General features: G+C 44.2%; 8 protein-coding genes. 5 read left to right on the top strand and 3 right to left on the bottom strand.

Annotation, left to right across the window (positions count from 1 at the left end; genetic code table 11):
- Positions 1–134 precede the first annotated feature (134 nt).
- Both glnS and nagE read right to left on the bottom strand, forming a co-directional pair.
- Entirely contained in the window at positions 135–1,802 is a 1,668-nt protein-coding gene (glnS, locus tag L1D22_RS04010; RefSeq protein WP_239828785.1) for a glutamine--tRNA ligase, read from the bottom strand.
- Positions 1,803–2,104: 302 nt separating this feature from the next.
- A complete protein-coding gene (gene nagE / locus L1D22_RS04005; protein WP_128644346.1) occupies positions 2,105–3,664 on the bottom strand; it encodes an N-acetylglucosamine-specific PTS transporter subunit IIBC in 1,560 nt (519 codons plus the stop codon).
- Positions 3,665–4,140: 476 nt separating this feature from the next.
- Between nagE and nagA the strand changes: the two genes are divergently transcribed.
- The 4 genes from nagA (at position 4,141) to asnB (ending at position 10,069) form a co-directional block, all read left to right on the top strand.
- The gene (gene nagA / locus L1D22_RS04000) at positions 4,141–5,277 is read left to right on the top strand and encodes an N-acetylglucosamine-6-phosphate deacetylase (RefSeq protein ID WP_239828784.1); all 1,137 of its coding nucleotides are present in this window, start codon (positions 4,141–4,143) and stop codon (positions 5,275–5,277) included.
- Between the two features lie 2 nt (positions 5,278–5,279).
- Positions 5,280–6,494 (top strand): ROK family protein, encoded by a 1,215-nt coding sequence (locus L1D22_RS03995; protein WP_017629614.1) that lies wholly within the window; start codon positions 5,280–5,282, stop codon positions 6,492–6,494.
- A gap of 84 nt (positions 6,495–6,578) precedes the next feature.
- Positions 6,579–8,165: a cation:proton antiporter family protein gene (locus L1D22_RS03990; protein WP_176680253.1), complete on the top strand. Its 1,587-nt coding sequence runs from the start codon at positions 6,579–6,581 to the stop codon at positions 8,163–8,165.
- Between the two features lie 233 nt (positions 8,166–8,398).
- A complete protein-coding gene (gene asnB, locus L1D22_RS03985) occupies positions 8,399–10,069 on the top strand; it encodes an asparagine synthase B (RefSeq protein ID WP_017629612.1) in 1,671 nt (556 codons plus the stop codon).
- An 80-nt stretch (positions 10,070–10,149) separates the two neighbouring features.
- Here the strand turns inward: asnB and rfaH are convergent, their stop codons facing one another.
- A complete protein-coding gene (gene rfaH, locus L1D22_RS03980) occupies positions 10,150–10,656 on the bottom strand; it encodes a transcription/translation regulatory transformer protein RfaH (RefSeq protein WP_239828783.1) in 507 nt (168 codons plus the stop codon).
- 504 nt (positions 10,657–11,160) lie between these two features.
- Between rfaH and L1D22_RS03975 the strand changes: the two genes are divergently transcribed.
- Positions 11,161–12,555 (top strand): peptide MFS transporter, encoded by a 1,395-nt coding sequence (locus L1D22_RS03975; RefSeq protein ID WP_239828782.1) that lies wholly within the window; start codon positions 11,161–11,163, stop codon positions 12,553–12,555.
- The last annotated feature ends 21 nt before the right edge of the window (positions 12,556–12,576 follow it).

The following is a 12,576-nucleotide window of genomic DNA, read 5'->3' as shown; positions in this document are numbered from 1 at the left end:
AACGCTGGCTTAGGCCGGCGTTTTTTATATGGTCACTATATAAGTACGAATAACCGATATTATTCAGACACAAAAAAACCGGCGCTAGGCCGGTTTTTTATTGGGTTGCTTTCAACAAGCTAAACATTCAAGCATTAAGCTTCAGTTTTACCCCAAGTATCACGTAGACCAACCGTACGGTTGAACACTAGCGCATCTGCTTTAGAGTCTTTCGAATCTACGCAGAAGTAACCTGTACGTTCAAACTGGTACGCTTGCTCTGCTGCACCTTCCGCTAGGCTAGGCTCAACAAAACCGTTTAGCGTAACAAGCGACTCAGGGTTAAGCGTTGCTGCAAAGTCATCAGCTGCGGCTGGATTTGCCACCGTGAATAGACGATCGTAAAGACGAATCTCAGCAGGTAGTGCTTTATCAGCAGATACCCAGTGGATAACACCTTTCACTTTACGGCCATCAGCAGGGTTCTTACCCAGTGTTTCGTTGTCGTAAGAACAGAAGATAGTCGTAATGTTGCCTTCCGCATCTTTCTCGATACGTTCAGCTTTAATCACGTAAGCACCGCGCAGACGAACTTCTTTACCTAGAACCAAACGCTTGTATTTCTTGTTTGCTTCTTCACGGAAGTCATCACGCTCGATCCACACTGCACGAGTAAATGGTACTTCACGAGTGCCCATTTCAGGTTTGTTCGGATGGTTAGCAACCGTTAGTGTCTCTACTTTATCCGCATCGTAGTTTTCAATCACGATCTTAACTGGATCCAGAACGGCCATTGCACGAGGTGCATTTTCGTTCAGGTCGTCACGGATACAAGATTCAAGTGAACCGAATTCAATCATGTTCTCTTGTTTAGTCACACCGATACGCTTACAGAATTCACGGATAGACGCAGAAGTAAAACCACGACGACGTAGGCCAGAGATAGTAGGCATACGTGGGTCATCCCAACCTTGAACTAGGTTTTCAACCACAAGTTGGTTCAGCTTACGCTTAGACATCACTGTGTATTCAAGATTCAGACGGCTAAACTCGTACTGACGAGGTTGGCAATCGATCGTGATGTTATCTAGAACCCAGTCGTACAGACGACGGTTGTCTTGGAATTCAAGCGTACAGATAGAGTGTGTAATACCCTCTAACGCATCAGAGATACAGTGAGTGAAGTCGTACATTGGGTAAATGCACCACTTATCACCCGTCTGATGGTGGTGAGCAAAACGAACACGGTAGATAACAGGATCGCGCATCACCATGAATGAAGAGCTCATGTCGATCTTAGCACGCAGACACGCTTTACCTTCTTCGAAGCCACCGTCACGCATTTTTTCAAATAACGCTAGGTTTTCTTCTGGGCTACGGTCACGGTACGGGCTCGCTTTACCTGGCTCTTTTAGCGTGCCACGGTATTCACGGATCTGCTCAGGACTTAGCTCGTCAACGTACGCTAAGCCTTTATTAATTAATTCCACAGCATAAGCGTAAAGCGTATCGAAGTAGTTTGATGAGTAACAAATGTCACCAGACCATTCAAAGCCTAACCAGCTTACATCATTCTTAATTGACTCAACGTATTCAACGTCTTCTTTCTCAGGGTTTGTATCATCGAAACGAAGATTACATTGTCCCTGGTAGTCCTGAGCAATACCAAAATTCAAGCAAATAGATTTAGCGTGACCAATATGCAGGTAGCCGTTCGGCTCCGGCGGGAAACGAGTATGCACGCTACTGTGTGTACCATCCGCTAAATCTTTATCGATAATTTGGCGAATGAAATTCGATGGACGAGCCTCAGCTTCACTCATCTATAGCACCTCTATGTATTTAGTATTGTCAGAGAAAGTTATCTTTCATCTCCAAGAAAACGGACGCTTATAGCGCAAGTCAAAGATAGAAAGATCATTGTTGCTAATCATCCACAATTCTTCGCCTTTGCACAATAAGAACCGTCCGTTAATTGCGATTATTTCTGCTATTCGATGAAGAATAGAACGAACCGTGTTCGCTGGCCTTAAACGGCAGGCACAAAAAAGCCTCCCATGTGGGAGGCTTTCAATTTGAAACTTACTTAAGAGTCACTTTACGTCTTAATTAAGTACTTCCCTTACTATGGAAGTTTTACATCAGATAGGTCTTCACCTGCACCGATAGCTTTCATTTCGCCAGCTACGATTTCAGCTAGTGGGCCTAGGATAACCTGTAGGTTGTTTTCACCTAGTTTAACCACACCTTTTGCACCTAGTTTCTTAAGAACAACTTCATCTGCAACAGAGCGGTCTTTAAGAGTTAGACGTAGACGAGTGATACAAGCGTCGATTGAAGTTAGATTGTCGTGGCCACCTAGAGCTTTCAAGTATTGACGTGCAAGGTCGCCTTTTGGAGCTTCACCAGCAGGAGCTGCAGCAGCTTCGTCATCATCTTCACGACCTGGCGATTTCAGGTTGAAAGCGCGGATTGCGAAAGAGAAAGTGAAGAAGTATAGAGCACCGAAGCCTAGACCGATTAGTAGTAGTACGAATGGTTTAGTTGCTAGACCCCAGTTCAATACGAAGTCGATTAGACCAGCAGAGAAACCGAAACCGTGCAGAGTACCAAACATGTTAGCAACAACTAGAGACAGACCAGTGAATACCGCGTGCATTGCGTATAGAGCTGGAGCTAGGAATACGAACATGAATTCTAGCGGCTCTGTGATACCTGTTAGGAATGAACAGAATGCTACTGAGAATAGTGCACCACCAACTTGGCTACGTTTTTCAGCAGGAGCAGCTAGATACATTGCAAGTGCAGCACCTGGTAGACCGAACATCATTACTGGGAAGAAACCGTTCATGAATACGCCAGCGCCTTTATCGCCACCGAAGAAACGGTGTAGGTCGCCAGATTTAACTGTTTCAGTCACTTCTTTAACTACAGTAGTAATTTCTGGAGTTACAGAGTTAGCGAATGTGAATGTGTGCTCTTGGCCAACAACTAGAGTTTTAGCTAGTGATGGGTCAACACAAAGTTGAGTGATGTTAGCGAATGCGCCTTGACCAGCAACGATGATTTCTTGACATGTACCCATACCGAACCAGAAGTATGAGTTCAATACGTGGTGTAGACCTACAGGGATAAGTGCACGGTTAAGAGTACCGTAAACGAATTGACCGATAGCGCCAGACGTTGATACTGCGTGAGCCAGTGCGTCTAGACCAGATTGAACACCAGGCCAAACCACACCAGACACAGCACCTGCAACAAGTGCAAATAGACCGGCCATGATAGGGACTAAACGTTTACCCGCGAAGAATGCCAGCCACTCAGGAAGGCGTGTAGCGTGGAAAGCGTTGTAAGAGTGACCTGCGATGATACCTGCAAAGATACCGCCGAAGAATGACATGTTAACGTCTGCGTTAATTGTCGTTGCTGTAGCTGTTAGTACGAAGTAAGCAACTGCACCAGCAAGACCTGCTGCGCCGTTACCGTCTTTAGAAAGACCAATCGCGATACCTAGACCAAATAGCAATGGTAGGTTACCGAAGATAGCACCACCAGCTTGCGCCATAAATGGAATATCAAGTAGATCGCCTTGACCTAAACGTAATAGAAGCGCCGCAATCGGAAGCGTTGCGATAGGTAGCATTAATGCCTTACCCAGCTTCTGTGCATATCCTAGAATATTCACCAGTTGTTTCCCCCTATAGGATTTTTTAGAATTCGTTTGAGAAACTTATTTTAGTCGCTCAATTTAGTCCTATTCAGTGTATTCAATTAATTTTGCTCCGCAAATTAAAACCTTACCATTTGTGATCGTAATCACCAGTTTTTACCAAATCCAGAGGTTTTTGCTAGCGAGATCATAAAACTTATTTTATCATTCAAAAAAATGAACATTTATAGATAAAATCTAGATCTAATGTTTGGGCTAATAACGGGTTATTTGAGGCAAGCAATACCAGGTAAACCACTGATAACACTGAGCCTGAACTTATAAATAAAATGAATTGTTCACATATTTTTCAAACACTTAAGATCGCTTCCCATTTTGAAGCCGTTTGCCCATAAAAGATAAATCGTTACGTAAATGATGCTCGCAAACTAAGTACCCATTTAGGTAACGAAGAATTTTTAAAGATCTCACGAAATAAGGATTAGCTGACTATGTACGCGCTAAGTAACTGTAAAATTTACACTGGTAGTGATGTTCTGACCGATCATGCTGTAGTAATCGAAAACGAACTGATCAAAAAAGTCTGCCCTATCTCTGAATTGCCAGAAGGAATTGAGGTTCGCGACCTAGACGGAGCAAACCTAAGCCCAGGTTTCATTGACTTACAACTGAACGGTTGTGGTGGTGTAATGCTGAACGATGAGATCACTGCAGATACTATGCAGATCATGCACAAAGCAAACCTGAAATCTGGCTGTACTAGCTTCCTACCTACGCTTATCACCTCTTCAGATGAAGACATGCGTGCGGTTATCACGGCAGCTCGTGAATATCACAATCAGTACCAAAACCAATCTTTAGGTCTGCATCTTGAAGGTCCGTACCTAAACGTTGCGAAAAAAGGCATCCACAGCGTCGATCACATTCGTAAATCTGATAACGAAATGATTGAGCTTATCTGTGAAAACAGCGACCTTGTTGCAAAAGTAACTTTAGCGCCTGAGCTTAACGATCCTGAACACATCGAACGTCTTCAGAAAGCAGGCGTAGTGGTTTCTATTGGCCACACCAACGCAACTTATGCAGAAGCACGTCAAGGTTTCGAGTCTGGTATTACTTTCGCGACTCACCTATTCAATGCAATGACACCTATGGTTGGCCGTGAGCCAGGCGTTGTTGGCGCGATTTACGATACGCCAGAAGTATACGCAGGCATCATCGCCGATGGCTTCCACGTTGATTACGCAAACATTCGAATTGCGCACAAAATCAAGGGAGAAAAGCTCGTATTAGTGACGGACGCCACAGCTCCTGCAGGTGCTGACATGGAATACTTTATTTTTGTCGGTAAGAAAGTATATTACCGAGATGGTAAGTGTGTTGATGAAAACGGCACACTGGGCGGCTCAGCTCTGACTATGATTGAAGCAGTTCAGAATACAGTTGAGCACGCTGGTATCGCTTTAGACGAAGCTCTTCGCATGGCTACGCTATACCCAGCTACGGCTATCGGTGTAGAAAGCAAGCTAGGTCGAATCAAAAAAGGCATGGTTGCAAACCTAGCTGTATTTGACCGAGACTTTAACGTTAAAGCGACTGTTGTTAATGGACAATACGAGCACAATTAAGTATGAATGGCGGACAAATAGGTAACGTAGACTTAGTTAAACAACTAAACAGTGCGGCGGTATACCGACTAATAGACCAACAAGGGCCTATCAGTCGTATACAAGTGGCTGATGTAAGCCAACTCGCACCGGCAAGTGTTACAAAAATTACCCGCCAACTTTTAGAGCGCGGCCTAATCAAAGAGGTTGCGCAGCAAGCGTCTACTGGCGGTAGACGCGCTATCTCCCTAACCACAGAAGTAGAACCTTTTCATTCTGTCGCTGTGCGCTTAGGCCGAGACTATATTCAAATTAGCCTTCATGACCTTGGCGGTCGTGAATTGGCTTTCCAACAGCAAGACCTGAATTATTCAGACCAATCAGACCTTACCCAAGGCTTGGTTAATAATTTGAAGGCTTTCATTGCTGAACACCAACCAAAGATCGATCAACTGATTGCGATTGGCGTTACTCTTCCAGGCTTGGTTAACCCAACGACTGGTGTTGTTGAATACATGCCAAACACAGATATCGATAACCTAGCTTTAAGCGACATTATTCGCGACACATTCCATGTCGCTTGTTTTGTGGGTAACGATGTTCGAGGAATGGCGCTTGCTGAACACTACTTCGGCGCAAGTAAAGACAGCCAAGACTCTATTTTAGTGAGTGTTCACCGTGGTACCGGCGCAGGTATTATCGTGAACGGTCAGGTTTTCTTAGGACACAACCGCAACGTAGGTGAGATTGGTCATATCCAGATCGATCCGCTAGGCGAGCAATGTCAGTGTGGTAACTTCGGTTGTCTTGAAACCGTAGCAGCGAACCCAGCAATCGTTGAACGAGTTCAAAAACTGATTAAACAAGGCTATGAGTCTTCTTTAACAGAGCTTGACCGTATTACGATTCAAGATGTGTGTGACCATGCAATCAATGGTGACGAACTGGCGAAACAAAGCTTAGTTCGAGTAGGAAACCAATTAGGTAAGGCGATCGCTATGACGATTAACTTATTTAACCCTCAAAAAGTTATCATCGCAGGTGATATTACGAAGGCACAAGAGATTGTTTTCCCTGCAATTAAGCGCAATGTAGAGAATCAGTCGTTAACGACTTTCCATAGCGGCTTGCCTATTGTAGCATCACAGATCGATAAACATCCTACGATGGGAGCTTTTGCCATGATTAAGCGCGCCATGCTCAACGGTGTGTTGCTGCAGAAGCTACTCGAAGATTAAAGAAAAATAATTCTGATTTTCCGCGGGCCGTGTTTGTATAAACACGGCCCGTTTTTTTAAGCTAGGGAACTACAACAACAAGTTATGGAACTTATATTAATATCCACTGCGTTTATCGCAGGATTTATTGCTTTAAAGTGTCACCTTCCCCCATTAGTTGGTTTTTTGGTTGCAGGCTTTGGGCTTTTTGCCTTTGGCTTCGAAACCAATGACACCATCATTACTTTAGCTGACCTTGGTGTCACGCTGCTTCTCTTTACTATCGGCTTAAAGCTCGACATCAAAACCCTACTCTCTAAAGAGATCTGGGCTGGCGCGACAATCCACAACCTTTTGTCCACTCTGTTTTTCGCCGTTGCCCTGTTTGGCTTTAAGTTCTTAGGTATTTCATCGCTAGCTGCCATGTCGGTAGAACAGATCGTTCTGCTCGGTTTTGCTCTTTCATTCTCTAGTACGGTATTTGCGGTTAAGACTCTGCAAGAGAAAGGTGAAATGAATGCGACCTACGGAACGTTGGCGATTGGTATCTTGGTCATGCAGGATATCTTCGCCGTAGTATTCCTAACGGCTTCTACAGGCAAAATACCTGAGTGGTATGCGATTGCTCTGTTTGCCCTGCCCTTACTGCGCCCACTGTTCTACAAAGTGCTCGATTGGGTTGGTCACGGCGAGATGCTGGTTCTTTCCGGCATCTTCTTCGCATTAGTCGTCGGTGCTGGTTTATTCCATTTGGTTGGTGTGAAACCAGACCTAGGGGCTCTTGTTCTAGGTATGTTACTTGCTGGTCACCCAAAAGCCTCAGAGTTATCAAAATCGCTGTTTAATCTTAAAGAGCTTTTCCTTGTCTGTTTCTTCTTGAACATTGGTTTGTCAGAGCAACCAACGATTCAAGGCTTTATGCTTGCAATCTTGTTCTTGCTGATGCTGCCAGTGAAAGGAGTCCTCTACTTCTTGGTACTTAACCGCTTCAAGTTCCGTGTTCGAACGTCTCTACTCGCCTCTCTATCACTGTTTAACTACAGCGAATTTGGCCTCATCGTTGGTGGCCTCGCCTTCAAGATGGGTTGGATGTCGGGTGATATTCTAGTTGCGGTAGCCATTGCTGTTTCACTGTCGTTCTTAATCGCTGCACCTTTAAACCGAGCTGGTCACAAGCTTTATCAGCAGTCCGGTAAATGGCTGAAAGAGCATGCGTCAGAAAAGCTTCACCGACGTGATAAGCGAATTGACCCAGGCCGAGCACAAGTGCTTATTCTTGGTATGGGCCGAATTGGTACTGGTGCTTATGACGAATTACGCTCTCGCTATGGCAAAGTCAGCCTAGGTGTTGAAGTTCGTGAAGAAGCAGCACACAACCACAGAAGTCATGGCAGAAACGTGATTTCTGGTGATGCGACTGACCCGGATTTCTGGGAACGTATCTTAGATACCGCCAATGTGAAATTGGTGATCTTGGCGATGCCTCACCACCAAGGTAATCAAACCGCTTTAGACCAGTTGAAATCTCGAAACTTCAAAGGCCAAATTGCGGCGATTGCTGAATATCCGGATCAACTCGAAACGCTCAAAGAAAACGGTGTTGATGCGGCATTTAACATTTATAGCGAAGCCGGTAGTGGTTTTGCTCGCCACGTATGTGAACAGCTAAACCCAAACATCAATAAAATCTAGCCTAAAACGCCCTCTTCAAAACCTCTCAAAATTGCGAATTTTTGCACTTTTGAGAGGTTTTCGTATAAAAAACCAACTGCAATTAGATAACAAACACCAAAACCACCTAATAATTAGATAATTTCTAACATAAGCCCCTTTATATTATTTTTTTGCTTACATCCGGTTGCTTTTTTTAGCCAGAATGGCAAATTGAATACAGTTGATTTAGAAATTATTTAAAAGGAAGTTCTATGTGTTCAGTATTTGGCATTCTCGACATTAAAAGTGATGCCGCAGCACTTCGCCCAATTGCTTTAGAAATGTCTAAAAAGCTTCGTCACCGTGGTCCAGACTGGTCTGGTATTTATGCTGGTGAAAAAGCGATCCTTGCTCACGAGCGTTTAGCTATCGTTGGTTTAAACAGTGGTGCTCAACCACTATACAGCCAAGACAAAAAGCATATTCTTGCAGTAAACGGCGAAATCTATAACCACAAAGAACTTCGCGCTCGCTACGAAGACAAGTACCAATTCCAGACAGATTCTGACTGTGAAGTGATTCTTGCGCTATACCAAGAAATGGGTGCCGACCTACTAGAAGAACTTAACGGTATTTTCGCCTTCGTTTTATACGATGAAGAGAAAGACGAATACCTAGTAGGCCGTGACCATATCGGTATCATCCCGCTTTACCAAGGCTACGATGAACACGGTAACTACTACGTTGCTTCAGAAATGAAAGCACTGGTTCCAGTATGTAAAACAATCAGTGAGTTCCCTCCTGGTAGCTTCTACTCTTCTAAAGATGCAGAGCCACAACGTTACTACATTCGTGATTGGAACGAATATGCGGCAGTTCAAGGCAACAGCACAAGCAAAGAAGAACTGACTGAAGCACTAGAAGCAGCGGTTAAACGCCAACTAATGACTGACGTACCTTACGGTGTACTTCTATCTGGTGGCCTAGATTCATCAATTACTTCAGCAGTAGCGAAACGTTATGCCGCAATGCGTATTGAAGATGATGAGCAATCTGAAGCTTGGTGGCCACAACTGCACTCATTTGCTGTTGGCTTAGAAGGTGCACCTGATCTTATCGCTGCTCGTGAAGTGGCTGACAAGATCGGTACTGTGCACCACGAGATGACGTACACAATTCAGGAAGGCCTAGACGCAATCCGTGACGTTATCTATCACATCGAGACTTACGATGTAACGACGATTCGTGCATCAACTCCGATGTACTTACTGGCTCGTAAGATCAAAGCAATGGGCATCAAAATGGTACTTTCAGGTGAAGGTGCAGATGAAATCTTCGGTGGTTACCTGTATTTCCACAAAGCGCCAAACGCGAAAGAGTTCCACGAAGAAACAGTACGTAAACTGCTGGCTCTGAACATGTTTGACTGTGCTCGTGCGAACAAATCGTTGGCAGCATGGGGCGTTGAAGGCCGTGTACCATTCTTGGACAAAGAGTTCATCGACGTTGCAATGCGTTTGAACCCTGAAGACAAGATGTGTGGTAACGGCAAAATGGAGAAACACATCCTACGTGAGTGTTTTGAAGACTACCTACCAGATTCAATCGCATGGCGTCAAAAAGAACAATTCTCTGACGGCGTTGGCTACGATTGGATTGATACATTGAAGGCAACTGCTGAAGCGAAAGTAACGGATAAGCAAATGGAAACCGCTCAGTTCCGTTTCCCTTACAACACACCAACAACCAAAGAAGGCTACGCTTACCGCGAAATCTTTGAAGAGCTGTTCCCGCTAGAATCAGCAGCAGAATGTGTACCTGGTGGTCCGTCTGTGGCATGTTCATCAGCAAAAGCTATCGAATGGGATGAGTCTTTCCAGAACTGTGTTGACCCATCAGGACGTGCAGTACAAGCCGTTCACAACGATGCTTACAACGCTTAAAGCGATTGGTAAATTCTAAATACTAAAAAAGGCGCATGATGCGCCTTTTTATTTTTAAGCCGATTTTTTTATTGTTGCATTTATGCGTGAGCTTGTAGTGCTTCGTTCTCAATACTGATAGGAACCACTTGGCTGATCATTTTTACGAGCATGATAGAGCGAGCTTCACCATCTTTCTGATGGAAAATCGCTTCAATGCCAGCGAACTGGCCACTCTTAATCTTAACCACCTGCCCAGACTCAAACTCAACACAACAATTTTCAGTTTCGTTACTGCAACACTTCTCAAACTCTTTGAGTTCGAAAACTAAGTCACCTTGGACTTCATGCGGCCTTGCGCCGAACTTAATAAAGTCGACCACACCGCGCGTTGAACGAACTGTCGTAAAGCTAGGGCCTTGTTCATAGTCAAAGCGAACAAAGATGTAAGACGGGAACAGCGGCTCTTTGACCTGCTTCTCTTTCCCTCTAACCACCTTTTCGACTTCTATTTGAGGGTAAAAGCACTCTACCCCCTGATTTTCTAGGTGCTGTTGAGCGCGTTTTTGATCACCACGCTTACAGTAGAGCAAATACCAACGTTTCATTTTACTAGCCATTTTCTATTTTTGGACATTTTACCACAAGCCTAAAACGGTTTAATCACCGTTAATAAAATGAAGACTGATAAGCAAGAAATTATGCGTAACAGACCAACTTATCGACAAAAAGTCATAGGTCCGAAAAGTGGTTAAGCATTGTACAGGGATCATTTACAGATAAAAAGGCGCATTTTTGTAAGCGTATGTATGGCCACACCAATAGAACACATCATACCATATAAACACAGAAACGATACAACAAGTCAATGCATTTCACTTTTGCTATTCGGTAATTCTTTTAAAAAGCTCACTATGCGTCCAGCTCAAAACTGGAAAATTAGTTTGCAGCACGCATTATCTGGGTAACATTGCATAGAAAACCCCTTATTTTCATGGACTTATAAAAGTTTAGTTATCGTAACCATAAAAGACGCCTATTGCAGATGGTTATTCCGCTCTGTATACATAAGTGACTATAAAATCTTTTAATACCTAAAATTAGTAAAACTTATGCCAAGCACTCACAACATCTTTGGCCACCCTAGAGGCCTATTTCTACTATTTAGCACAGAGCTATGGGAACGTTTCTCCTACTATGCAATGCGTGCAATTCTTGTTTTATTCTTAACTGATACCACCCTTAATGGTGGCCTTGGTTGGTCAACAAAAGACGCACTCGATCTCTACGGGATCTACACGGGTTTAGTCTACATCACACCATTAATTGGTGGCTGGATTGCCGATAACTACCTAGGACAACGTAAATCGATCCTGATTGGTGGTGTATTAATGGCTCTAGGCCAATTCACACTTGCCCTACCGAACGGCTTTATTGGCTTAGACCAAGTCAACGCTCTGTACCTTGGTTTAGCACTGCTTATCAGCGGTAACGGTATGTTTAAACCAAACATCTCGACCATGGTTGGCGACTTGTACCAAGAAGGTGATAACCGCCGTGATGGTGCTTTCACCATTTTCTACATGGGCATCAACTTAGGCGCACTACTTGGTGGCTTGATTTCGGGTGCAGCAGTGGATTCATTCGGTTGGAAAGCAGGCTTCTTGGCAGCTGGTATTGGTATGGTTATTAGCTTGATCATGCAAATGACGATGGCTCAATCTTGGTTAGGCAACATCGGTTCTGTACCTGCGGCTGCTCGAGCAAAAGAGCTGAACAAATCAAAAGAGAAAGCACCACTCACCAAAGAAGAGTTCGACAGACTAAAAGTTATTCTGATTATGGGTCTGTTCGTGATCGTCTTCTGGGCTGGCTTTGAACAAGCTGGCGGCCTAATGAACATCTACACTCAACAATATACTGACCGTATGATTGGTAGTTTTGAAGTTCCAGCTGCTTGGTTCCAATCTCTAAACCCATTCTTCATCATTACACTTGCACCGATCATCGCTGCATTTTGGGTTAAATTAGGTAAGCGTGAACCAAACTCACCTGTTAAGTTTGCGATGGCTCTGTTCTTCTTAGCACTTGGCTTTGTGTGCATGATGGGGGCGGTAATGGAGCAAGGTGGTGACCTAACAGTGAAAACATCGATGTTATGGCTAGTGGGTGCTTTCTTCTTCCATACACTCGGTGAGCTTTGTCTATCGCCTATTGGCCTGTCGTTGGTCACTAAGCTAGCTCCGCTTCGTTTAGCATCACTAATGATGGGCGCTTGGTTTGGCTTCAATGCGGTTGCAAACTACGTAGCAGGCCTAGTGGGTTCTCACGTTGGTGAACTTGGCGCAATGTCTATCTTTGGTGGTATCGCGATTACAGCGACAATTAGTGGTGTATTATTGCTTCTTTGTGCTGGTAAGCTTGTATCATGGATGCACGGTGTAGAAACCAACATGACGCTTGAAGCAAAGCCAAAAGCTGAGACAGCAGAAACGTCTGTGGCTTAATATCTAGCTCTATTTCGAGAA

Origin of the sequence: Vibrio sp. Isolate34 (assembly GCF_022397915.1) — a bacterium.
Lineage (GTDB): Bacteria > Pseudomonadota > Gammaproteobacteria > Enterobacterales > Vibrionaceae > Vibrio.
This window is presented reverse-complemented; position numbering and strand designations above follow the sequence as displayed.